Here is a 23269-nt window from a genome sequence, read left to right as displayed (position 1 = left end):
GGCCTGCCAGCGCGCGGGCGCACAGTTCACCCTGAACCACAGGGAGGAACGATGGCACTCGCGATCAGGGCTGAAGGCCTGGTCAAGCACTACGGGGAGACCAAGGCGCTGGACGGCGTCGACCTCGAGGTGCCGGAGGGGAAGGTCGTGGGTGTGCTCGGGCCGAACGGCGCGGGCAAGACCACGGCGGTGCGGGTGCTGGCCACGTTGCTGCGCCCGGACGCGGGGCACGCCACGGTCCACGGGCACGACGTGCTCAAGGACCCGAGGGCGGTCCGGTCGCTGATCGGCCTGACCGGGCAGTACGCGTCGGTGGACGAGGACCTCTCCGGCACGGAGAACCTCGTGCTGCTGGCCCGTCTGCTGGACTTCTCGCGTGCGGGGGCACGGGCGAAGGCGGCGGAGCTGCTGGAGCAGTTCGAGCTCACCGACGCGGCGGGACGCGCCGCGAAGACGTACTCGGGAGGCATGCGCCGGCGGCTCGACCTCGCGGCCAGCCTCGTCGGCAACCCGTCCGTGCTGTACCTGGACGAGCCGACCACGGGACTGGACCCGCACGCCCGCAACGAGGTGTGGGCGGTGGTGCGCAAGCTCGTCGCGAACGGTGTGACGGTCCTGCTGACCACGCAGTACCTGGAGGAGGCCGACCAGCTCGCCGACTCGATCACGGTGTTCGACCACGGCCGCGTCGTGGCCGAGGGCAGGCCGGACGAGCTGAAGCGGCGCGTGGGCGGGCAGACGCTGCAGGTGCGGCCGACGTCGATGCGCGACCTCGACGTGGTGTACCGGATCCTCGGCGACCTGACCGGGGCGCGGCCGACCCGTGACGACGACACGGGACTGCTGACGGCACCGGTGAACGACCCGGTGCTGCTGTCCACTTTGGTCCGCAAGCTCGACGAGGCCGGCATCACCGCGGACGAACTGGCGTTGCGGCTGCCCTCGCTCGACGAGGTCTTCCTCGCGCTGACCGGCAAGCAGACCGAGGGGAGCCTGGCATGAGCACCATCGCGTTGGACAGGGGCATGCGCCACGGCTTCTCCTTGGCCTGGCGGGGAATCCTCAAGATCCGCAAGAACCCTGAGCAGTTGATGGACGTCACGCTCGCGCCGATCATCTTCCTGGTGATGTTCACGTACCTGTTCGGCGGCGCGCTCGCCGGCAGCACGGACAGCTACCTGCAGATGCTGGTGCCGGGCATCATGGTGATGAACATCCTGCAGGCCAGCATGACCGCGGGCGTGCAGATGAACACGGACGTCTCCAAGGGCGTGTTCGACCGGTTCCGCTCGATGCCCATCGCCCGCTCGGCGCCGTTGGTCGGGGCGGTGCTCGCCGACATCGTCCGGTACGTCGTGTGCATCGTCGTGCTGCTGGTGGTCGCCACGATCATGGGCTTCCGCATCCAGACGGGCCCGGTCGAACTGCTGATCGCGGCGGGGCTGACGATCCTGTTCGGACTGTCCTTCTGCTGGGCGTCGGTGTTCGTGGGCATGCTGCTCAAGACCCCGCAGGCCGTGCAGGGCATGATGTTCGTGCTGATCATGCCGTTGACGTTCGGCAGCAACGTGTTCGTCGGCACCTCGACGATGCCGGGCTGGCTCAAGGCCTGGGCGGACATCAGCCCCGTCAGCCTGCTCTCGGACGCGCTGCGCGGGCTGCTCAACGGTGGCGCGATCGCCGGGCCGCTCACCGGATCGGTGATCTGGATGGTCGGCGCGGTCGCGGTGTTCTTCCCGCTGGCGATGTGGGCGTACCGCAAGCGCGTGTGATCACTTCGGGGAGGCGGGCCTCAGCCGCTGAGGCCCGCCTCTTCGCGTATCCGGTGCAGCGCCTCGGCTTTGGTGATCGTCAACCGGTCCGGCTCGCCGAGTTCGGCGACCAGGCGCCGCACGTCCGGGTCGCCCATGTCGAGGCGGCCGCGGAAGATCTGGGCCAGGGCGAGCACCCGCGCGGCCGCGTCGAGGCGGCCCTGCGCGTGGCGGACGAGCGCCAGCAGTTCGGCGACCGTCGCGAGGTCCGGCATGTCACCGCGTTCCGACGTCGTCCGGATCGCCAACCCGACGAAGGTGGTGGCGTCGTCCAGCCTGCCGTCGGCGATCGCGATCCGCGCGTCCAGCATGGCCACCCACTCCGTGATGAACGACCCGAGCACGGACGACGTCGAGGCGCGCTGCTTGAACGAGGCGCTCAGCGCGCGTGCCTGCTCGACCCTGCCCGCCCGCAGCTCGACCTCGGCCTTCGCGTAGTCGAGCATCGTGGACAGCTGGTCGTTGCCGACGTCCCGCACGAACGCCTCCGCGGCGGCCACCTCGCGCGCGGCGGCGGTGTGGTCGCCCATTCGCGCGTACTCCACCGCGAGCCGCCACCGCTGCTGGATGGCGTCGTCCTGGGACCGCAGCTCCGTCGCCACGGCGAGCCCGCGCTCGTACAGGTCGATCGCGGCCTGGTTGTCGCCGGTGTGCGAGACGAACGCGGCCTTCATGCCGAGCGTCATCGCCGAACCCCAGCGGTCGCCGATGGCCGTGAACTGGTCGTACGCCCGATCGCGGGCCCGTTCGGCGCCGTCGAGGTCACCCTCGTCGACCAGCATGAAGCTGAGCGCCCACTCCGCGCCCGCCCGGGACCACGGGTCCTCGCTCGCCGCCGCCCGCGCCACCTCGCGCCGCGCGAGCTCGAAGTTCTGGCTCATGAACGCGAGCATCGGCAGCGCGATCGCGAGCGACGGGTACTTCTGGACGGCCCCGCTGTCGACGCACCGGTCGATGACCGCCGCGGCCTCCACGGCGTCCGTCACGCCGGGCACCGCGGCCATGATGAGCTGCATCGCCCGGAACGTCGCAAACCGGTCTGGCGGCAGCAGATCGCCGAGCGCGAGCACGTCCCGCACCGACATCTCCGCGCGTTCGTTGTCGCCCTTGACCAGCCAGTACCAGAACGTGGCGCCCAGCAGGTCCGCCGCCAGCTCGACCTCGCGGTCGTCGATCGCCCCGCGCAACGCGGCCACGACGTTGTCCTGCTCCGCCTCGTAGACGTCGATCGCCTCGAGCTGGCGCGCGGTGCGGGTGAGCGGCTCCCAGCGTTCGGTCAGCTCGCGGTAGTAGTGCCGGAACCGGCCGGTGACCTCCCGCTTCTCCCCGGACGCGTCGAGCTGCTCGTCCGCGTAGACCCTGATCGTCTCCAGCATCCGGTACCGCGGTTCGCCGTCGAGCTCGACGACGTCCACGATGGACTTCTCGACCAGCGACGTGAGGACGTAGAACGGATCCGGCAGGCACACGGCCTCGATCGCGGCGAGGTCGGCACCGGCGGGGAACACCGCGAAACGCCGGGCGAGCAGCAGCTCCTCCTCCGTCAGCAGGTCCCAGCTCCACTCGACCACCGCGCGCAACGTGCGCTGGCGCGGCAACGCGGTGCGGCTGCCCGAGGTGAGCAACCGGAACCGGTCGTCGAGGCGCTGGGTGATCTGCCGGACCGTCATCGACCGCAGCCGCGCCGCCGCCAGTTCCAGCGCGAGCGGCATGCCGTCGAGCCGTCGGCAGATCAGCCGCACGTCGTCCACAGTGGACTCGTCGAGCCGGAAGCCGGGCTTCACCGCGCTGGCCCGGTCGAGGAACAACCGCACGGCACCGAACCCGGACACGTCCGTCTGCCCGTTCGGCACGGCGAGAGGACCGATGGGACACAACGACTCACCGTCGATCGCGAGCGGCTCACGGCTGGTCGCGAGCACGCGGAGGTTCGGCACCCGGCGCAGCAGCTGGGTCGTGAACTCGGCCGCCGCGCCGATGAGGTGTTCGCAGTTGTCCAGCACCAGCAACGACTCCCCGGCACCGAGCACCTCGGCGATCCGGTCCATGCCCTCGCTGGCCCGCCGCCGCGGATCCCCGGAGAACGTCAACTCGAACGCGCTCAGCACCGCACCGGCCAGGTCCTCGGCCGCCCGGATGCCGGCCAGCGCCGCGAACCACACACGACCCTTGCCGTGCAACGGATGCCGTGCCGCGACCTCGGTGGCGAGCCGGGTCTTGCCCGCGCCACCGGGCCCGACCAGCGTCACCAGCCGGGCCTGCCCGAGCAGCCCGGAGATCTCCGCGAGCTCGGTCTCCCGCCCCACGAAGCTGGTGAGCCGCACCGGCAACCGGTCGACCACCGCCCGAGGCCCGAGCTCACCGCGCAACGCCCCCAGATGCACGTCCTGAAGCTCCTGCGACGGATCCACGCCCAGCTCGTCGGCCAGCCTGCCGCGCACCTCGGCGTAGACGTGCAGCGCGTCGGACTGCCGGCCCTGCGCGCACAACGCCCGCATCAGCAGCCCGGCCAGCCGTTCCCGCAGCGGGTGCTTCTCGTGCAACGCCGTCAGCGCGGCGACGTCCAGCTCACCACGATCTTCCTCGGCGGACAGACGTGCCTCTTCGAGCCGGGCGGCGGTCGGTGCGGCGAACGGTGCCTCCCGCACGTCCGCCAGCGCGTCACCCCGCCACAGCGCGAGGGCCTCGTCCAGCCGTCCGGCGGCCCGCAGCCGTTCGAACCGGAAGACGTCCACGTCCTCGGTCGCGACACCCAGCCGGTACCCGCCCGGCTCCAGCGCGACGGGACAGACCTTGCGCAGCCTCGACACGAGCGACTGCAGCGCGTTCACGGCGTCGGCCGGTGGCTGCTCACCCCACAGGTCGTCGATCAGCGTCGTCGTCGGGACCGGGCGGCCGGGGTCGAGCGCGAGGCGGGCGACGAGCATGCGGACGCGGGCACCACCGATGTCGACCGGTGTGCCGTCCTCGGTCTCGACGGTCGTCGGGCCCAGCAGAACCACGCGCACACTTCCAGCTTTCCAGATCACCGGCGGCGATCAGGCGAGAACGCCCAGTGCGCGGGTCAGCGCGTCCCTGACCACCCGCTCGAACCCCTCGTCCGTGCTGCCGCGCGGCACCCGTTCGGTGAGCATGATCGAGTAGAGATAGGCCTGGTAGGCGGCCAGCCTGACGCGGGCCGAGTCGGTGAACTCGAAGCCGTAGGCCGTCAGGAGGTCCGGGTCGTCCTCGATCTCGCCGAACAGGGCGAGCGACACGAACTCCGCGACCGGATCGCCCCAGAACGCGCGCTCGCCGTCCACGAGCCCGGTGAGTCCGGTGTCGGCGAGGACGTTGCCGTCCCAGAGGTCGAAGTGCACCAGCGCGGGGCGTCGGACCTCGTCGAACGCCCTGGTGTGCCGTCGCGGATCGAAGTCCGGGAGCGGGACGCCGTAGCGTTCGGCGTCGGCCCGCACCGCGTCGGTCATCCCGAAGAACGCCCCGGTCCACGTCCCGTGCAGGCCGAGCTGCGGATAGCCGAAGCCGGGGCCGGTGACCTCGTGCAACGCCCTGACGGCGACTCCGAGCTCGCTGCGGACCAGCGGACGGTCGACGTCGGACCGTCCGAAGACGGGCTCGCCGGGCAGGCACGTGGCCAGGAGCGCGGTGTCGTCCGCGTACACGACCTCGGGCACCGGCGCGACCTTGGAACCCAGCGTGCAGAACATCGCCTCGGTCCGCATGAGGTGCCGTTCGTAGGTCAGGCCGGGCTGGTCCTGGGGCGCCACCTTGAGCACGAACTCGCCCTCGGCGGCGGAGACCCGGAACACGGAGTTGTAGGTGCCGCCACCCAGCGGACGCGTCGTCACTTCGGTGAGTCCTGCGGCTTCGAGGATTCGCTGCACTCCGGCCAATGTAATGATCGAAGGCATGGGGACGTACCGGGGGACAGCCGAGCTCGCTTGGCTGTGGGTGCTGGATCAGGTTCGTGAGGACGACACCGGTGTGTGGATCCCGGAGTTTCTGGGCGGAGACCTGCCGGGTGACTGGCGTGACGGCATGTACGCCGGGGTCGGCGGGCTGGCGCACGTGCTGGCGGAGATCCGTCTGAGCCGCGAGTGGACGACGCGCGAAGCGGCACTGGCGGAGGCCGTGGTGGCCAGGGTCCGGGGGAACGGGCCGGCCGAGGCCGGTTTCTTCGACGGCTGGTCAGTGAGATCAGCGTGCTCACGACGCTGGGCGCGCCGGGGGCCGGAGAGGCGGTCGCTCGGCTGCTGGAACTGTCCACACCGGACGGCTGGGTGAACGACCACTTCGTGCCGCCGCGCTTCCTGGACGGCGCCCGGTGCCACGACCTGACGGCGGGAACGGCCGGGGTGCTGCTGGGCGCGGTGTGGGCACGTCGTCACGGGGTGGCGGGCGCCGGAGAACTCGCCCACGTCGCAGCCGGGATCCTGCTGGCCGAACGGGAGGAGCTGCTCACAGGGCTGAACTGGCGGATGGTGCCGGTGCGGTCGTGCGTCGAGCAGCGTAAGCTGCCCAACTTCTCCCACGGCCTCTCGGGTGTCGCGACGGCCCTCGCCCTGGCCGGGGCCGAGTTCGGTCGCCCCGACCTCGTCGAGGCCGCTGCCGCCGGTGCCGAGCACCTCGTGACGCTGGGCGACGTGTCCGACGGCGGGTTTCGAGTGCCAGGGCGCATCCCGTCGCTGGAGGGCATCGAGGAGTTCAGCTACGGCTGGTGCCACGGCCCGACCGGGACCTCGTTGCTGTGGCCCGCGTTGCGGCACGCGGGGGTGTCCGAGGTGGCCGGTGTCGATGTGGACGAGTGGCGTCGCCGTTGCCTGCACAGCATCCGCGTCTCCGGCCTGCCCGAGCGGAAGTACCCGGGCTTCTGGGACAACGACGGCCGGTGCTGCGGCACGGCGGGCGTCGGCGACGTGCTGCTCGACTCGGGGCAGCACACGGACTTCGCGCTGCACCTCGCCGACGTCGTGGTGGAGAACGCGATCGCGGACGGCGAAGGTGTCTGCTGGCGGTTCACCGAGCACCGCAACGACGACCCGTTGCTGCCACCGGGCATCGGCTGGATGCAGGGCGCGGCGGGCATCGCCGGGTTCCTGTTCCACGCCGCGCGGGTGGCCGAGGGTGATGCGCGGTCCGTGCCGCGCATCGACACCTGGTGGGCCCTCTAGGCGGGCTGCCAGCCCAGTTCGGGACCGAGCTTCGTCGCGATGTCCGTGAGGATCTGCACGTAGTCCTCGTGCGCGAAGCTGAACGGCAGCGCGAACGCCACCTCGTCGACCTCCTGGAAGCCGGCGTGCGCGTAGAGCTGCTCGGCGATCTCGGCGGAGGTGCCGATGATGTCGCGTTCGAACATGAACCCGCGCGGCCCGAACGTCTTGCCGGCCCGGTCCGCGCGACTCGCGACGTAGGCTTCGTACTTGGCACGCTGCTCGGGCGTGGCCGAGTCGGTCGGGATCACCACGAGACCCTGGGAGACGCGGCCGCCACCGTGTTCGCGGAACGTCTGGACGAGCGTGCGCTGGGTCTCGGCGAAGTCCAGCGACCCCTCGGACTGGATCACGTTGCTGGCGAGCAGGTTGAGGCCCTGCTCGCCGGCCCACCGCGCCGACCGCAGGCTGCCGCCGCCGTACCAGATCCGGTCCCGCAGGCCCGCCGAGTGCGGCTGGACGCGGTCCGACCAGACCTCGATGCCCTCGACACCGCTGAACGACACGACCTTCTCGCCGCCCACGAAGTCCAGCAGCCGCCGCACGCGGTCGTAGCTGAAGTTCTCGACGTCCGCGGTCTCCGGGTAGAGCACGTCCTTGACGTCGTCCCAGTGCATCGGCGGCCCGACGCTCACGCCGGGGTTGAGCCTGCCGCCGGACAGCACGTCGACCGTCGCCAGGTCCTCGGCGAGCCGCAGCGGGTTCTCCCAGCCCAGCGGGATCACCGCGGTGCCGAGCTGGATCCGGCTCGTGCGCTGGGTGGCGGCGGCGAGCAGCGCGACCGGCGACGAGATGCCGAACTGCAGGTGGCGGTGCCGCACCCACGCGCTGTCGAACCCGAGCTCCTCGCCCAGCACGATCACGTCGAGCGTGTTCCGGTGTCCCGCACCGGGATCGTGCTCGTCGAACAGCCCGATGGTGAGAAAACCCAGCTTTCGCAACGGCTCTGACTTCCGCGGCACGGAACCCCTCCTCAGCGTCTCCTCCCGATTTTAGATGACGTCTCAACTACGTCCAGATGCTGGAACGAAGGTGACCGCGAACGACGCTGTGCGCGCGTGCAACCGGTGTTGCGGCAGCACGCCCGGCCCGCACGACGCCGTACCGAGGCCGTGCTGGGCGAGGTCGAGGTTCAGGTACACGCGGTCACGGGGACGCAGCTCGTGCGTGTGCTTGGCAGCGTCGAGGTCCTCGCTGGTCCAGCGGCGGGCGGTGAAGTCGAACACCGGCTCGCCTTCGATCCGCAGCCCGCCGATCTCGAGCCACCTCGCGTCGGCGCGGTTGCCGTTCTCCTGCGGGAACACGTACGGCGTCTGCAGCGCGTCGACCGTCGAGGAGAACCGGCCGACGCGGGCGGCCTGGCGGCTGTCCGCGTACGCCTCACCCGGCCCTGCGCCGAACCACTCGACGACGTCCGCCTCCGGCAGTGCCATCCGCAGGCCGAGGCGGGGAAGCGTGCACGGCCACTCGCCGTCCGGGGTGACGTCGACCTGGAGGTGCAGGCGGTCGCCGTCGGCGGTCCAGCGGTAGTCGGCGACCATGCCGAAACCCCAGGCCGGGGGCGCGACGCGCGTGCGCACGACCAGCTCGGACCCGCCCGTGCGGACCTCGACGACCCGGTGCTGGAGGCGGTGCAGTCCGGCGTCGCGCCACGCCCGTTCCTCGGGGTGCTCGGAGCCGCGGTCGTTGTCGGTGGGAGCGCGCCAGAGGTCCAGCCGCGGGCCCTCGACGGAAAGGCCACCGAGCCTGGTCAGCAGGCCGGTGACCGGGTCGAACTCGCCGGGACCCAGTCTTCCGGCACGGACGCTCTCTCGGGCCCTGGACGACGCCGGGGCCGCTGCCGAGAGGGCGATCTGGCCCCACGCGACGACGTGACCGGACTCGCCCCAGGAGGTGGCGGTGGCCAGCGACGCGCGAACCGTGAGCCAGCCCTCGCCGGACACCTCGGGAACCTCGGGCAACGGCACGACGGCGTGCTCTCCCGCCCCGATCCTCGGTGTCGGGAGCGAGCCGGAGGCGACCTCCACCCCGTCGTCTTCGTACACCCAGTCGAACCGCAGGTGGCCGGTGCTCTCGTGGTCGTAGAAGCTCTCGATCCGGATACCGGAACCCCCGGAGATCCGCACCGGCTCGAAGACCTTGGCGAACTCCGTCAGGCCCGGCGACGGCGTCCGGTCGGGGAACACCAGCCCGTCGATCACGAAGTTCCCGTCGTGCAACGGTTCCCCGAAGTCACCGCCGTACGCGAAGTGCCCGTCGCGCTCGATCCCGTGGTCGATCCACTCCCAGATGAACCCGCCCTGCACGGTCGGGTAGCGCTCGAACAGCTCGCGGTACTCCAGCATCCCGCCCGGCCCGTTGCCCATCGCGTGCGCGAACTCGCACAGGATGAACGGCAACCCGTGGGTGTGCTCACGGCCGATCTTCTCGACCTCTTCGTGCGAGGCGTACATCCGGCTGTAGACGTCGACGTACTCGCAGTCGAAGTCGCCCTCGTAGTGCACCGGACGTGAGGGGTCGCGGTCGCGTGTCCACGAAGCCATCGCCGCGAGGTTGCGGCCGGTGTGCGACTCGTTGCCCAGCGACCACAGCACGATCGACGGGTGGTTCTTGTCCCGCTCGACCATCCGCCGCATCCGGTCCACATAGGACTCGGCCCACCGGGGGTCGTCGCTGGGGTTGCGGTCCCAGCCCAGTTCACCGAACCCGTGCGTCTCGAGGTCGCACTCGTCGATCACCCACAGCCCGTACTCGTCGCACAACGACAGGAAGTACGGGTCCGGCGGGTAGTGGCTGGTGCGCACGGCGTTGACGTTGTGCCGCTTCATGAGCAGCACGTCCTGCAACGCCACTTCCCGAGGCACCGCGCGACCCGAACGGGGGTGGTGCTCGTGCCGGTTCACGCCCCGGAACACGACACGAGCACCGTTCACGGTCAGCACGCCGTCGGAGATGGCGACTGTCCGGAAGCCGATCCGCACCGGCACGCGTTCGACCTCGGTGTGCACGACACCGTCGTAGAGCCGGGGACTTTCCGCGCTCCACGGCTCGACGGGCAGCGAGAACGACTGTCCCGGCAGGAGGTCGTGCACGTCCAGTTCGGGCACGGTGAGCATCCCGCCCTCGACCGACAACGTGCCAGACCCGGAGACGTGGTCGTAGGAGGCGTGGACCTGGTAGTCCGCGACGCCACCACGTGGGCGCGACAGCAGCGCCACCGAGCGGAAGATCCCGGACAGCCACCACATGTCCTGGTCTTCGAGGTAGCTGCCGGCCGACCACTGGTGCACGCGCACGGTCAGCACGTTCCCGGACGGGCGCAGCAGGTGCCCGACCTCGAACTCGCTGGGCAGCCTGCTGCCGCGGGTGACACCCAGTTCGACGTCGTTGAGCCGCACCAGTCCGCACGAGTCGACGCCGTCGAAGCGCAGCACCGCCGGCTCGTCCGGCCAGTCCTCCGGCAGGTCGAACGTCAGCCGGTACTCGCCCGTGGGGTTCTCGGAGGGCACGAACGGCGGCTCGACCGGGAACGGGTAGCGCACGTTCGTGTACGCGGGAGCGCCGTGCCCCTGCAGTTGCCAATGCCCCGGCACGGTGATGGTGCCCCAGGCGCCCTCGTCGAGCTGGAAGTCCCAGGTCCCGTCCAGCGGCAGCGAGGCCGCGTCGGAGGTGAAGAAGGCACGCGGCGCCAGGCCGCCCGTCGTGGGACCGATTTCCTCGATGTACGACAAGATGTTCAGCCCTTCACTGCGCCGGCGGCGATGTTGCGGATGAAGTGACGCGCACCGATCAGGAACACGATCACCAGCGGCACGATCGCCACCAGCGTCCCGGCCATGACGACCGCGTAGTCCTGCACGTACAGGCCGTTGAGCTGCGACAACGCCACCTGCAGCGTTGTGTGGTTCGAGTCGATCAGCACGACCAGCGGCCACAGGTAGTCGTTCCACGCGTTGACGAACGTGAAGATCCCGAGGAACGCGAGCGCGGGCCGCAGCACCGGTAGCCCGACCGACAGGTAGGTGCGGAAGAAGCCCGCGCCGTCCACCCGTGCGGCCTCCAGCAGTTCGTCCGCGATGGCACCGCGGGCGTACTGGCGCATCCAGAAGATGCCGAACGCGTTGGCGGCCGCCGGGATGATCAGCGCGTTGAGGCTGCCGACCAGTCCGAACTTCGCCATCAGGTCGAACTGCGGGATCGCCGCGAGCTGGGTCGGCACCACGAACGTCGCCAGCAGGATTCCGAAGAGGACGTTGCTGCCGGGGAAGTCGTACTTGGCGAACGTGAAGGCCGCCAGCGAGTCGAAGAACAGCACCAGCACGGTGGTCGCGATCGCCACGACCAGGGTGTTGAGCACCGATCCGAAGAAGTCGACCTTCGCGAACACCTCGCCGATGTTCTCGAAGAGGTGCCCGCCGAACCAGAACGTCGGTGGCGTCGAGTAGATGTCCGCGGTGGTGTTCGAGGCCATCACCGCGAGCTGGTAGTAGGGGAACAGCGTGATCAGCGCACCGACCACCAGCGCGCCGTAGGTGAGCAGGGTGCCGGGCCTCGTCCGGTTCACTTGTCGCCTCCGTTCGCGCGGGCCGGGCGCTGCACGAGCCGCCAGTTGAGGATCGAGAACAGCACGACGACCACGAAGATGCCCCACGCGATGGCGGCGCCGTAGCCGAAGTCGTTGTCCGCGAACGCGGTGTTGTAGAAGTAGAGGACCATCGTCATGCCCGCGCCCTCGGGGCCGCCGCGGTCGCCGAGCAGGACCTGTGACTCGGTGAAGATCTGCAGCCCGCCGATCGCCGACATCACGACCGAGAACAGGATCACCGGGCGCAGCAACGGAAGCGTGATGCGGAAGAACGTCTGCACGGGGCCCGCGCCGTCGAGCCGCGCGGCCTCGTAGACGTCCTGGGGGAGTGCCTGCAGGCCCGCCAGCAGGATGATCGCGTTGTAGCCCGTCCAGCGCCAGATGATCATCAACGAGATCGCGGTCCGGATCGCCCACGGATCGGTGAGCCACTGCACCGGGTCCACGCCGATCAGGCCCAGGAACCAGTTCAGGACACCGAACTCGCTGGAGAAGAACGAGCCGAACACCAGCGACATCGCCACGATCGACGTGACGTTGGGCAGGAAGTACGCGACTCGCAGGAAACCCTTGTGGCGCACCGAGGAGTTGAGCCCCAGGACGACGAGCATCGACAGGGCCAGCATCGGGATCGTCGACATCACCCAGATGATCAGGGTGTTGCCGATCGCGTCCCAGAAGGCGGTGTCGGTGAGGAGGAACGCGAAGTTCTCCAGCCCCACGAACTTCATCTCGCTGACGCCGTTCCAGCGCTGCAACGACAACCACAGCGAGTACACCACGGGATAGAGCCCGAAGACGGCGAACAGCACGAAGAACGGCGCGATGGCCAGGTACTGCGGGAGGTACTTCCACCTGCGGTTCGCGGTGACGGCGGTCATGCGAGCACCCCCTGCCGGCGCAGCAGCCGTTCGACCGACGTCCGCGCGTCCTGCCACGCCTGTTCCGGGTCCTTGCCCGCGGACTCGACGTTGGCCAGCTCGTCGGTGTAGGTGTCGGAGATCGTGATGTCCCAGGGCGAGAAGTAGACGGGCTGGACCTTCTCCGCGATCTCGCCGAACACCTGGATCGACACCTGCCCGCCGAAGAACTCCTCCGGCGCCAGCACCTTCGGGTCGGAGTAGACCGACGGGCTGGACGGGAACAGGCCCAGCTCCAGGTAGGCCGACGCCTGGTTCTCCGGCGACATCAGCCACTTCACGACGTCGTAGGCGCCCTGCGGGTCCGGGCAGTACTTGGTGATCGCCAGGAACGAGCCGCCCTGGTTGCCGGGACCACCGGGTGCCTGACACACGTGCCATCGGCCGGACGTGCCCGGCGCGGACTGCTTGAGGTTGCCGGTGATCCAGGAGGCGTTGACGAACGCGACCTCCTTGCCGTTCGTCCAGGCCGCGCGCCGGTCTACGCCCTCACCGGCGGCCGACCCCGCGTAGCCCGCGGTGAGCCCCATCCGGAACGCCGTGACCGCGCGGTCCCAGGCTCGGCGGACCTGCGACTGGTCGTCGAGGTAGCGGTTCTGCCGGTCGAGGTACTTCTGCTTCTCCTGCGCGAGCGAGTACGTGAACACCATCTTCGTGTCGGTGATCAGGTACTTGCCGGGGAGCTTGTCCTTGACCCGCTTCGCGAACTCGAAGTACTCGTCCCACGTGGACAGTGCGGCGGCCACGGCGTCCGGTTCGCTCGGCAGTCCGGCCTCGGCGAACAGGTCGTGCCGGTAGTAGAGCGCGGCCGGGCCCGTGTCGATCGGGAAGCCGAGCTGGAACCCGTCCGGGCTGCGGCCCGCCTGCCACTTCCACGGCAGGTAGCGCGACTCGTCCTGCCTCGCGCCGAGCGCGTTGAGGTCGGCGAACCGGTCGGTGGCGCTGAAGTAGGTCGAGATGCCGTCGCCGAGCATCGTGATGTCCGGCAGGTAGGCCTCGCCGGACAGGGCGGCGAGCAGCCGCCGGTTCAGTTCGCCGCTCACCTTGTTCGGCGTGAGGCGCTGGGCGGGGAATCGCTGCACGGCTTCGCCGAGCACCTTCTCCGACAGGCCGTTCGTGGAGTACCAGAGCGTGATCCTGCCCGGGTTGGCCGTGGTCGGACTGGTGCACGCGGTAGTGCCCAGTGCTGTTGCACCGAGTGCTGCCGCGCCGGTCAGAAACCTGCGTCGAGTCAACGTCATCGGGGACCCTCCGGAGAGCCCGTGAACGCTCCCGTGAACGTTCACGGATTGGCGCGAAGCATGGGCCGGACGAGTGAGCCTGTCAAGGGTCAGGCGGATTCGCGGACTAACAACACGCCGCTGACCAGCAGTTCTTCCTCGGGTAGCGGTGTCTCGCCCGCGACCAGCCTGCCCGCCTGCTCGATGGCGAGGGCGCCGATGCGACGGGTGTCGAGCGCGACGCTCGTGAGCGCCGGGTCGACGACCGTGCCGAGCTGGAGGCCGTCGAACCCGACCACCGCGAGGTCCTGGGGGACGGCCTTGCCGAGCTTGCGGGCGGCCTTGAGCGCACCCATCGCGATGACGTCGTTGTAGGTGAACACCGCGGTGAGATCGGGGTGCTCACCGAGGAGTTCGTGGAGGGCCTCGGCGCCGCCGTCGACGGACTGCACCGCGTTGCCGACGACGGGAGCGGTGAGGTCGTGGTCCTTCATCGCGTCGGCGAACCAGTCGCGGCGCAGGCTCGGTTCGGCGCGGCCCGCGTGGTCGAGCATGCCGATCCTGCGGTGACCCGCGGCGACGAGGTGGTCGATGGCCTCGTGCACGCCCTTCTCACCGTCGATGCGGATCGAGCTGAAGCGCGGCGTGTGGTGGTCACGCCCTATGAGCACCGCGGGCATGCCGCTGAGGTGCTTGTCGAGCTCGGCCTCGTCGAGGCTGAAGTAACCGGCCACCGCGTCGACCTGGGAGGTGATGACGCCGAGCGTGCCGCGTTCCTCGGTGATGCTGTCGGCGGTGTCGTAGACGATCACGTGCCAGCCGTGCGAGCGCGCGGCCTCGAGCGCCCCGGCCGCGACCTCGGTGAAGAACGGGTTGAGCAGGTCGGGGATGACCAGGCCGATCGTGGTGCTGTCCTGCCGCACGAGACCGCGCGCGAACCGGCTCGGCCGGTAGCCGAGCTCCTGCGCGGCGTCGAGGACCCGCTGCTTGGTGCTCGCGTCGATCTCGCCCTTGTCGTTGAGCGCTCGCGACACCGTCTGCCGCGAGACCCCGGCGACCCGCGCGACGTCGTTGATCGTGACGCGCTTGCTCATGATCACCTCTCGTCCGACTGCGACCGAGTATGCAGGGCGTCGAGCACCACGGTGATCGCGGCGCGCGAGTCGCGGCGCACGGCGGCGGTGATCCTCCTCGTCACCGGCAGCTCCCTCGTGACCACGTCGAACCGGCGGTCGACGGCCAGCGCGGGCAGCACGGCGACCGCCAGGCCGGCCTCGACGTGCTTGAGCGTGAGCATGTAGTTGCTGAACCGGCCGACGACCCGCGGCTCGAACCCCGACTGCCGGCACAGCCTCGTCGCGAGCTTCGCCATGTAGGAGCCGGGGATGTCGAACGCCCACGGTTCGTCCTTGCACGCGGCGACGTCGGCCGCGGGGTGGTTCGGCGGCGTGACCAGCACGATCGGGTCCTGGCCGAGCGGTACGACGTCGATGTCGCGGGGGACCGGCAGCTCCACGAAGTCGGTCGTCGTGATGATCACGTCGACCTCCCCGGCGAGCAGCGCGGGCATGCTCGCGTGCGGTTCCAGCTCGACGATCTCGACGTGCAGGTGCGGGTGCCCGAGGGCCTGGATCGCGGGCACGGCGAGCGTGTGGATCGAGCTCTGGAACGCGCCGAGCCGGATGAGGCCCGACGGTTCGTCGTTCAGCCCTCGCAGCTCGGCCTCGACGGCCTCCATCTGATCGAGGATCGACCGTGCCCGGCGCGCCAGGATGAGCCCGGCCGACGTGAGCCGGACGCGCCGCCCGGTCCGTTCGATCAGCTGCGTGCGCGTCTCGGCTTCGAGCACCGCGAGCTGTTGCGACACGCTCGAAGCGCTGAGGTTCGCGGCCTGCGCCACGGCCCGCACGGTGCCCAGCGCGTCGAGCTGGCTGAGCAGGCGCAGGCGCCACGGGTTGAGCGTCATGCTGTGCAGTATTTCCGAACAGCGGGCGTGGGATTGTGAGATGGACCTGTTGCTCGACGAGTCCTAGCTTGAGATGCATGGACACCTTCTGGGACGACGTCGACCGCCACCTCGTCCGCTACGGCGGCACGTTCACGCGCGAGATCATCGACAGCGCGTCGGGGAGCTTCCTGTTCACCGAGGACGGCCGCCGCGTCCTGGACTTCACGTCCGGGCAGATGAGCGCCATCCTCGGCCACTCCCACCCGCGCATCGTCGAGACGGTGCAGCGCCAGATCGCGAACCTCGACCACCTGTTCAGCGGCATGCTCAGCCGGCCCGTCGTCGATCTGGCGCGGCGGCTCTCGGAGACGTTGCCCGACACGCTCTCCAAGGTGCAGCTGCTGACCACCGGTGCCGAGTCGAACGAGGCCGCGCTGCGCATGGCCAAGCTCGTGACCGGCAAGCACGAGGTGGTGGCGTTCGCCCGCTCGTGGCACGGCATGACCGCCGCCGCGGCCGCCGCGACCTACAGCGCGGGCCGCAAGGGCTACGGCCCCGCCACGCCCGGCAACTTCGCCATCCCGGCCCCGTCCGGCGACTGGCAGGCGCAGCTCGACCTGGCGTTCGACCTGATCGACGCGCAGTCGGTCGGCTCACTGGCCGCCTGCATCGTCGAGCCGATCCTCTCGTCGGGCGGCATCCTCGAACCACCGTTGGGCTACTTCGCCGCGCTGTCCCAGAAGTGCCGTGAGCGCGGGATGCTGCTGATCATGGACGAGGCGCAGACCGGCCTGTGCCGCACGGGCAACTGGTACGCGTTCGAGCGTGACGGCGTGGTGCCGGACATCCTGACGCTCTCCAAGACCCTCGGCGCCGGCCTGCCGCTCGCCGCCGTGATCACCTCCGCGGAGATCGAGGCGGAGGCGCACGCCCGCGGCTACCTGTTCTTCACCACGCACGTGTCGGACCCGCTGGTGGCCGCCGTCGGCAACACCGTGCTGGACGTCCTCGTCGAGGAGCGGCTGGACGAACGGGCGGCGAAGCTCGGCGCGTTCCTGCGCAGCGGGCTGGAGGGCATCGCTTCGAGGCATGACCTGGTGTCGGACGTGCGCGGGCGCGGGCTGCTCGTAGGGCTGGAGATCGCGGACGAGTCGTTGAGCGCGCCGATCACCCAGAAGTGCCTGGACCTGGGGTTGCACATGAACATCGTGCAGATCCCGGGGATGGGCGGGGTGTTCCGGATCGCGCCGCCGCTGACAGCTTCCGAGGAGGAGCTGGCGCTGGGGATCGGCATCCTGGACGAGGCGATCGCCGCCGCCTGACCACATGGCCATCCGCCTCGGTCCGACGGTCGAGGCGGATGGCCGGTGGTGGTCCTACGATCGGCCGGGTGGGGGACAAACACACCAGGCCGCTGATCATCGTCACCGTCGCGCTGTGCGTGCTCGTCTTCGTGGCCACCGGGCGGACCATCGGCTTCGACCGGGCGTTGCACCTGGTCAGCGGCCGGGGAGTCGGCGAGACCTGGTTCGATCACCCGCTCTACCTGATCGTCGAGCCCGCAGCAGTGCTGGTGCTGGTCTTCACCCACGCGTGGCGGTCACGGGCGCTTCTGGCCATCCCGTCGGTCGCGGTGCTCGTGGCCGTGCTCGAGCACGCCGCGTTCTACCGTCCTCACACGAGCTTCTCCCGCGCGGACGCGGTCCAGCTGATGTTGATCCTGTGCAGCATCATGGTCGTCGGCGGGCTGTTGTTGCGGATGCGGGAACGATCACGTGCGGCGTTGGCGGCGGCGGCGGAGGAACGGGCCCGGCGCGACGAACGCCTCGACATGGCCCGCGAGCTGCACGACGTGGTGGCGCATCACGTCACCGGCATGCTGGTGCAGGCACAGGCCGCGCTGGTGGTGGCGGCGAACGACAAGGACAAGGCCTGCGCGATGCTGCCGGGCATCGTGGACGGCGGCACGGAGGCGTTGGGGGCGATGAGCGCGATGGTGAGAACGTTGCGGGACAACGGAACCGCGACCGCGACCACCGACCTCACAGCCGACCTGCACCAGCTCGCGGAGAGGTCCGGGCTGCCGGTGCTGGCGAACATCGAGCTGGCCGAGGTGCGGCCGGAGCTCGGCCGGTCGGTGCTGCGGATCGTCCAGGAAGCGCTGACCAACGTGCGCAAGCACGCCTTCGACGCGACGATCGTGCAGGTGGAGGTGCGCTCGACTGCCGAGGCCGTGCTGCTGTCCGTTGTGGACAACGGCAGGACTCGGCCGGCGCACTCGGGCGGCTTCGGCCTGGTGGGCATGAGGGAACGGGTGAGCGAACTGGGCGGGCGGTTCTTCGCGGGCGCCACGGGTGACGGCTGGCTCGTCACCGCCGAGCTGCCGCTGGAGGTGCGTGCGTGATCTCCGTGCTCATCGCCGAGGACCAGGACATGGTGCGCGCCGGGTTCCGGCTGATCCTGGAGGCGCAGCCGGACATCAGCGTCGTCGCCGACGTGGCGGACGGGGTCAGCGCCGTCCAGCAGGCTCGCGCGCTGGAGCCGCAGGTGTGCCTGGTGGACGTGCGGATGCCGGGGCTCGACGGCCTGGAGGTCACCCGGCAGCTCGCCCCGCACACCCGCGTCGTGGTGGTGACGACGTTCGACAGCGACGAGGTGCTGAACAAGGCACTGGACCTGGGCGCGTGCGGGTTCCTCACCAAGGACGCGTCACCGGGGTTGCTGGCCGAGGCGGTCAGGTCGGCGGCCCGCGGGGACGTTCTCGTGTCGCCGCAGGTGGTTCTGCGCGTGTTGCGGCGGTCGACGCCTCCGGTGGCCTCCGCTGATGCCCACGTGCTGAGCGAACGCGAGCTGGAGGTCGTGCGGCATGTCGCGAAAGGCTTGAGCAACAACGAGATCGCGGCCTCGCTGAAGGTCTCCGTGTCGTCGGTCAAGGCCTACCTCGCTTCGGTGCAGACCAAGGTCGGGGCGCGCAACCGCGTCGAGATCGTGGCCTGGGCGTTCCGCGCGCACGTGGTGGCCGGCTGACCATGGCCATCCGGCCAGTTCCGCCGCCGTGGCTGCCTCAACGGCCATGATCTCGGTGCTCTCCGGCCGATCCCGCGGCACACCGTCGCGCAGCAGAGTTCTGAAGTGTGAGAAACCTCTGGGGCGCAACGGTTGCGGGTCTGCTCATCTGGGTCTTGGCGCGGAGCTTCGGCACCGGCCTGATCGACCTCCGCGTCTACCTCGCGGGCGGCGAGGCGTGGCTGGCCGGCACCGATCTGTACACCGCGAACTTCCACGCCTACCGGGGTTTGCCGTTCACCTACCCGCCCTTCGCGGCGATGGTGTTCAGCGCTCTCACACCACTTTCCCTGGCCGCCGCGGCACTTCTGTTCTCGGTGGTGGGCATCGGCCTCTTCACGGCGGCCGCCCGCACGTTCGCCGGGTTCGGCCTGATCGCGGTGTTCCTGCTGCTCGAACCCCTGCGCATCACCCTCGACCTGGGGCAGATCAACCTCGTCCTGCTCGGGCTGGTCGCCCTGGACTGCCTGCTGCCCCGTACGGTCTGGCCGCGCGGAATGCTCGTCGGGCTGGCCGCCGCGATCAAGCTGACCCCGGCGGTCTTCGTGCTGTTCTTCCTGTGCCGCGGGCGATGGCGGCCCGCGCTGACCGCCGTGGCGACGTTCGTGGGCTGCGCTCTGCTCGCACCTGGGCAGGCGAAGCAGTTCTGGTTGCACGCGATGCTCGACCCGGAACGCGTCGGCGGTCTCTCGTACAGCGCGAACCAGTCGTTGCGCGGCCTGCTGGTCCGGCTCGGCGCACCGGAGTTCTGGTGGTTCGTCGCGGTGGCGGCGGTGCTGGCGTTGACGGTCGTGGTGCTCCCGCGGTTGCGGGACGACCTGACGGCTCTCGTGGCGACCGCGGCGGCCGGGTTGCTGATCTCACCGGTCTCCTGGTCGCACCACTGGGTGTGGATCGCGCCGGCGCTGGTGTTGTTGCGCGGCAGGGTGCGGATCGCGGTCGCGGCGGTGTTCGCGGTCGGGCCGCACTGGTTGATGCCCACGGCGGGGGACAAGGAGCTGGGGTGGACGTGGTGGCAGCACGTCGTCGGCAACACCTATGTCTGGCTGGGGCTGGCGTTCCTCGGCTGGTGCGCCGTGCGGGTCGGGCAGAGGTGGCTGGACGGGGTTCCCGCCCGGGTCCCCGTCCAGCCACCGGTCTAACGGGCGAACTGGAACCAGTTCACGTTCGCCAGGTCACCACCCGTGCCACCGGTGGCCACGAGGTACAGCCGGTGCACACCGGTCGCTCCGGACGCGGCCGAGGTGCGGCTCGTCCACGTCTGCCACCCACCCGTGCTCGCCGCCGAGACCGTCGCGACCAGAGGCCCGGTCGGGCTGTCGAGGCGGAACTGCAGGGTGCCGTTGGCGGTGGAGCCGGACGCGAGGCGCGTGGTCACCGACGTCGGCGGTGTGGCACCGAAGTCGACGTCCGCGTAGGCCACGTAGTCGCCCGGCGTCAGGTAGCCGACGTTCTGGCCGCAGCCCGAGTCGGTGCACCGCTCGACCTGCGTGCCGCGCTGCTCGTCGTAGTACGAGGCGCCGATGATCCCGTACGCGTTCTGCGTGGCCGGGAACTGCGAGCCGAAGCCGTACGCGAACAGGGGAGCCTTGCCGTCACCGACGTTGATCGGCTGCTGCGAGGCGCTCTGCATCCACGTGAACGGCAGCGTGCCGGTCGGCTTGTGGTCGCCGAACAACACGTCCGCGACGCCGTTGCCCTCGGTGCCCGGCAGCCAGGCCGCGACCAGGGCGTGCCACTGCGGCAGTTGCGCCGCGATGTCCAGCGGGCGGCCGGACACGAGCACCACGACGACCGGGACACCGGTGGCGCGCAGGGTGTTCAGGGTCGCGATGTCCTCGGCGTCGAGACCGAGACCGCCCGGCCGGTCACCGGCGCCCTCGGTGTACGGGGTCTCGCCGATCACGGCGATCGCGGCCTGGTACGAGCCGTCGATGCCGGAGCCGTTGCGGTTGTACGTCACCGTCGTGGACGACGACACGGCGCTCCGGATTCCCTGCAGCACAGTGGTTCCCGGCGTCACCGGACCGCTGCCGCCCTGCCAGGAGATCGTCCAGCCACCGCTCTGGTAGCCGATGTTGTCCGCGCTCTTGCCCGCCACGAAGATCTTCGACGACGTCTTGGACAGCGGCAGCACGCCGTTCTGGTTCTTCAGCAGCACTTGCGACTTGCGCACGGCCTCGCGGGCCAGCGCGCGGTGCGCGGCGTTGCCGACGGTCGGCGTGTACGAGCGGTCCGTCAGCGGCTTCTCGAACAGGCCGAGCTCGAACTTCTTGGTGAGGATGCGGCGGTTGGCGTCGTCGATGCGCGACATCGGCACACGGCCCGCCTGCACCTCCTGCTTGAGGAAGGTGATGAAGTTCCGCCACGCGGTCGGCACCATGATCATGTCGAGGCCGGCGTTGATCGAGTCGCGCACCTCGGCGGCGGTGAAGCCCGGCTGGCCGTCGATCTGGTCGATGGCGTTCCAGTCCGACACGACGAGGCCGCTGAAGCCGAGTTCGTTCTTCAGCACGTCGGTGATCAGGTACTTGTGTCCGTGCAGCTTCGTGCCGTTCCAGCTGCTGTAGGTGATCATCACCGACCCGACGCCCTTGGCGATGGCGTCGCGGAACGGCGGCAGGTGCGTGGCCCGCAGTTCGGCCTCGCTGACCTGCGTGTTGCCCTGGTCGGTGCCGTTGGTCGTGCCGCCGTCGCCGATCCAGTGCTTGGCCGTCGCGAGCACCGAGCCGGAGTCCGACAGCTTCGCGCCCTGCAGACCAGTGATCATCGTCGTCATCGACGTGGCGTCCTGGGGCGTCTCGCCGAACGACTCGTAGGTGCGGCCCCAGCGGTCGTTGCGCGCGACGCACAGGCACGGCGCGAAGTCCCAGTCGATGCCGGTGCCCGACACCTCCTCGGCGGTGGCGCGGCCGATCCGTTGCACGAGCCCCGGATCACGCGTCGCGCCCAGGCCGATGTTGTGCGGGAAGATCGTGGCGCCGACGACGTTGTTGTGGCCGTGCACGGCGTCCACGCCGTAGATCATGGGAATTCCCAGCGGTGTGGCCATCGCCGCGCGCTGGAAGTCGTCGTACATGTTCGCCCACGACGTGGCGTTGTTCGGCGAGGGCGCGGAACCGCCACCGGACAACAGCGACCCGATGCGGAAGTTCGTGAGGTCCGCGTTGCTGACCGCGTTGCGCTCGGCCTGCGTCATCTGCCCGACCTTCTCGTCGAGCGACATGCGCCCGAGCAGGTCGGCGACGCGCGCCGGGATCGGCTGGGTCGGGTCCTTGTAGATCGGATCGGCCGCGGCGGCCGTTCCGGTGGGGATGACGGCGGCACCGAGCAGAAGTGCGGCCGCGAGGAACTTTCTCACAGGGCAGACCTCCGGGGGATGAGGTCCTGTTTACCTTGCGGCACAACAGGGTTGGCCGGAGCGTAACCCTAGTTCACCAAGTGGTATAGACCATCGGGGAACCGGAACGAGTACCGGTTCCCCTGCTGGTCCTATCGGCACCAGGACTGGACCTGCTCCGCGAAGTCCGGGAACTCCGCCCGCGCCGCCGCCAGCACCTCGGCGGGCGTGCGCGGCTTGATCCCGGAGTACTTCTCGGCGACGGCACGCAGTTCCGCGTTCGGCACACCGCTCTCCGACCCGAACTCGACGGCCTCCTGCGGCCCCACCCCGCCCGCGAGCAACCACAGGAACTCACCGAGGCTCGTCGCGACGGGCCCGACCTCACCCTCCGACCCGAAGAACATCACGGGCTGCGCGGTCAACGGCCCCTCCCGCACCAGCCACAGCACCGCCAGCCCGCCCGTGCCGTCCTTCCCGAAGAGCCGGAACCGGGCGCTGTCGAGTTCCTTGTTGCCCGTCCAATGCCGGAGCCAGTCGGCCGTGTCCTCGGCCGACTCGAACTCGTCGTACGGCTCGTAGTCCATGTTGGCCGGCGAGGGCTCGTCGGCCTTCTCGTCGTACTCCCACGGGAAGTCGATGCCGCTGAGAGCGGCCAGCGCGGCGGGGAAGGCGCGGTCGTCGGTGATCTCCACGCGCGAACGCTACTTCAACAGTTCCGCTGCCGGCCGCGTCTTGGACCAGGAGAGGAGTCCGACATGCCGATGCCCAGGTGGTGGGGGCACATCAACAAGCGCGTGTTCAACCCGCACGCCCTCAAGAGCGGCAAGTGGGCGGTGCTCACCCACGTCGGCCGCAGCTCGGGAATGCTCTACCGCACACCGATGGAGGCGCACCCGGTCGACGGCGGCTACCTGGTCGTCCTGGTCTACGGCTCGCGGTCCGACTGGGTGCGCAACGTCATGGCCGCCGGGCACGCGAAGCTCACGATCAACGGCGAGGACGTCGAGGTGTCCGCGCCCCGCGTGGTGAGCGAGGCGGAGGCGTTCAGCGCGTTGGCCGAGGGTGTGAAACGTCCGCCGAGGTCTCTCCGCATCACCGAGTTCCTGAGGATGGACCTCGTCGTGAAGTGACGCGCCGCTACCCGTGTGATGGAAGATTTCGCAGCC

General features: G+C 69.9%; 20 protein-coding genes. 9 read left to right on the top strand and 11 right to left on the bottom strand.

Annotation, left to right across the window (positions count from 1 at the left end; all coding sequences use genetic code 11):
* Positions 1-51 precede the first annotated feature (51 nt).
* Both PV646_RS23280 and PV646_RS23275 read left to right on the top strand, forming a co-directional pair.
* Positions 52-1002 (top strand): ATP-binding cassette domain-containing protein, encoded by a 951-nt coding sequence (locus tag PV646_RS23280; RefSeq protein WP_500344286.1) that lies wholly within the window; start codon positions 52-54, stop codon positions 1000-1002.
* The gene (locus PV646_RS23275) at positions 999-1772 is read left to right on the top strand and encodes an ABC transporter permease (protein ID WP_500344285.1); all 774 of its coding nucleotides are present in this window, start codon (positions 999-1001) and stop codon (positions 1770-1772) included. The genes PV646_RS23280 and PV646_RS23275 overlap by 4 nt, the downstream gene beginning before the upstream one ends.
* Before the next feature lie 20 nt (positions 1773-1792).
* On the opposite strand, the gene PV646_RS23270 is transcribed toward PV646_RS23275, so the two are convergent.
* Positions 1793-4819, bottom strand: a complete 3027-nt coding sequence (locus tag PV646_RS23270) for an AfsR/SARP family transcriptional regulator (RefSeq protein WP_500344284.1) — start codon at positions 4817-4819, stop codon at positions 1793-1795.
* Between the two features lie 30 nt (positions 4820-4849).
* The gene (locus PV646_RS23265; RefSeq protein ID WP_500344283.1) at positions 4850-5695 is read right to left on the bottom strand and encodes an aminoglycoside phosphotransferase family protein; all 846 of its coding nucleotides are present in this window, start codon (positions 5693-5695) and stop codon (positions 4850-4852) included.
* Between the two features lie 25 nt (positions 5696-5720).
* On the opposite strand from PV646_RS23265, the gene PV646_RS23260 reads away from it, so the two are divergent.
* A complete protein-coding gene (locus PV646_RS23260; protein ID WP_500344282.1) occupies positions 5721-6095 on the top strand; it encodes a hypothetical protein in 375 nt (124 codons plus the stop codon).
* Positions 6014-6982, top strand: coding sequence for a lanthionine synthetase LanC family protein (locus PV646_RS23255; protein WP_500344281.1), 969 nt, complete (start codon positions 6014-6016; stop codon positions 6980-6982). The genes PV646_RS23260 and PV646_RS23255 overlap by 82 nt, the downstream gene beginning before the upstream one ends.
* On the opposite strand, the gene PV646_RS23250 is transcribed toward PV646_RS23255, so the two are convergent.
* The 7 genes from PV646_RS23250 to PV646_RS23220 form a co-directional block, all read right to left on the bottom strand.
* Positions 6979-7983 carry an LLM class flavin-dependent oxidoreductase gene (locus PV646_RS23250; protein WP_500344280.1) on the bottom strand — a complete coding sequence of 335 codons (1005 nt, stop codon included), beginning with the start codon at positions 7981-7983 and terminating at the stop codon, positions 6979-6981. The two genes, PV646_RS23255 and PV646_RS23250, sit on opposite strands and share 4 nt — an antisense overlap.
* A 42-nt stretch (positions 7984-8025) precedes the next feature.
* Entirely contained in the window at positions 8026-10752 is a 2727-nt protein-coding gene (locus PV646_RS23245; RefSeq protein WP_500344279.1) for a glycoside hydrolase family 2 TIM barrel-domain containing protein, read from the bottom strand.
* Between the two features lie 5 nt (positions 10753-10757).
* A complete protein-coding gene (locus PV646_RS23240) occupies positions 10758-11585 on the bottom strand; it encodes a carbohydrate ABC transporter permease (protein ID WP_500344278.1) in 828 nt (275 codons plus the stop codon).
* Positions 11582-12487 (bottom strand): carbohydrate ABC transporter permease, encoded by a 906-nt coding sequence (locus tag PV646_RS23235; protein WP_500344277.1) that lies wholly within the window; start codon positions 12485-12487, stop codon positions 11582-11584. Before PV646_RS23235 ends, PV646_RS23240 begins: the two co-directional genes overlap by 4 nt.
* Positions 12484-13767, bottom strand: coding sequence for an ABC transporter substrate-binding protein (locus tag PV646_RS23230; protein ID WP_500344276.1), 1284 nt, complete (start codon positions 13765-13767; stop codon positions 12484-12486). The genes PV646_RS23235 and PV646_RS23230 overlap by 4 nt, the downstream gene beginning before the upstream one ends.
* A gap of 89 nt (positions 13768-13856) precedes the next feature.
* Positions 13857-14840: a LacI family DNA-binding transcriptional regulator gene (locus PV646_RS23225; protein ID WP_500344275.1), complete on the bottom strand. Its 984-nt coding sequence runs from the start codon at positions 14838-14840 to the stop codon at positions 13857-13859.
* 2 nt (positions 14841-14842) lie between these two features.
* The gene (locus PV646_RS23220; protein ID WP_500344274.1) at positions 14843-15712 is read right to left on the bottom strand and encodes a LysR family transcriptional regulator; all 870 of its coding nucleotides are present in this window, start codon (positions 15710-15712) and stop codon (positions 14843-14845) included.
* 77 nt (positions 15713-15789) lie between these two features.
* On the opposite strand from PV646_RS23220, the gene PV646_RS23215 reads away from it, so the two are divergent.
* The 4 genes from PV646_RS23215 to PV646_RS23200 all read left to right on the top strand — a co-directional run bounded on the left by PV646_RS23215 (position 15790) and on the right by PV646_RS23200 (position 19902).
* On the top strand, positions 15790-17016 hold the full coding sequence (locus tag PV646_RS23215; RefSeq protein ID WP_500344273.1) for an aspartate aminotransferase family protein: 1227 nt from the start codon (positions 15790-15792) through the stop codon (positions 17014-17016).
* Positions 17017-17084: 68 nt separating this feature from the next.
* Positions 17085-18098 (top strand): sensor histidine kinase, encoded by a 1014-nt coding sequence (locus PV646_RS23210; RefSeq protein WP_500344272.1) that lies wholly within the window; start codon positions 17085-17087, stop codon positions 18096-18098.
* Positions 18099-18103: 5 nt separating this feature from the next.
* Positions 18104-18721 carry a response regulator transcription factor gene (locus tag PV646_RS23205; protein ID WP_500345069.1) on the top strand — a complete coding sequence of 206 codons (618 nt, stop codon included), beginning with the start codon at positions 18104-18106 and terminating at the stop codon, positions 18719-18721.
* A gap of 107 nt (positions 18722-18828) precedes the next feature.
* Positions 18829-19902 (top strand): glycosyltransferase 87 family protein, encoded by a 1074-nt coding sequence (locus PV646_RS23200; RefSeq protein ID WP_500344271.1) that lies wholly within the window; start codon positions 18829-18831, stop codon positions 19900-19902.
* Here the strand turns inward: PV646_RS23200 and PV646_RS23195 are convergent.
* Together PV646_RS23195 and PV646_RS23190 are read right to left on the bottom strand one after the other, a co-directional pair.
* Positions 19899-22121, bottom strand: coding sequence for a glycoside hydrolase family 3 N-terminal domain-containing protein (locus PV646_RS23195; protein ID WP_500344270.1), 2223 nt, complete (start codon positions 22119-22121; stop codon positions 19899-19901). The two genes, PV646_RS23200 and PV646_RS23195, sit on opposite strands and share 4 nt — an antisense overlap.
* A gap of 131 nt (positions 22122-22252) precedes the next feature.
* The gene (locus tag PV646_RS23190) at positions 22253-22795 is read right to left on the bottom strand and encodes an SMI1/KNR4 family protein (protein WP_500344269.1); all 543 of its coding nucleotides are present in this window, start codon (positions 22793-22795) and stop codon (positions 22253-22255) included.
* A 63-nt stretch (positions 22796-22858) separates the two neighbouring features.
* Between PV646_RS23190 and PV646_RS23185 the strand changes: the two genes are divergently transcribed.
* Entirely contained in the window at positions 22859-23233 is a 375-nt protein-coding gene (locus tag PV646_RS23185; protein ID WP_500344268.1) for a nitroreductase family deazaflavin-dependent oxidoreductase, read from the top strand.
* The last annotated feature ends 36 nt before the right edge of the window (positions 23234-23269 follow it).

This window comes from Streptomyces sp. ID05-26A (assembly GCF_033794685.1).
Taxonomy (GTDB): domain Bacteria; phylum Actinomycetota; class Actinomycetes; order Mycobacteriales; family Pseudonocardiaceae; genus Lentzea.
This window is presented reverse-complemented; position numbering and strand designations above follow the sequence as displayed.

Bases quoted from the DNA above. Each gene is read 5' to 3' on its own strand.
- PV646_RS23260 (WP_500344282.1), top strand. From the start codon at position 5,721: ATGGGGACGTACCGGGGGACAGCCGAGCTCGCTTGGCTGTGGGTGCTG.
- PV646_RS23280 (WP_500344286.1), top strand. From the start codon at position 52: ATGGCACTCGCGATCAGGGCTGAAGGCCTGGTCAAGCACTACGGGGAG.
- PV646_RS23225 (WP_500344275.1), bottom strand. From the start codon at position 14,840: ATGAGCAAGCGCGTCACGATCAACGACGTCGCGCGGGTCGCCGGGGTC.
- PV646_RS23220 (WP_500344274.1), bottom strand. From the start codon at position 15,712: ATGACGCTCAACCCGTGGCGCCTGCGCCTGCTCAGCCAGCTCGACGCG.
- PV646_RS23235 (WP_500344277.1), bottom strand. From the start codon at position 12,487: ATGACCGCCGTCACCGCGAACCGCAGGTGGAAGTACCTCCCGCAGTAC.
- PV646_RS23185 (WP_500344268.1), top strand. From the start codon at position 22,859: ATGCCGATGCCCAGGTGGTGGGGGCACATCAACAAGCGCGTGTTCAAC.
- PV646_RS23230 (WP_500344276.1), bottom strand. From the start codon at position 13,767: ATGACGTTGACTCGACGCAGGTTTCTGACCGGCGCGGCAGCACTCGGT.
- PV646_RS23275 (WP_500344285.1), top strand. From the start codon at position 999: ATGAGCACCATCGCGTTGGACAGGGGCATGCGCCACGGCTTCTCCTTG.
- PV646_RS23215 (WP_500344273.1), top strand. From the start codon at position 15,790: ATGGACACCTTCTGGGACGACGTCGACCGCCACCTCGTCCGCTACGGC.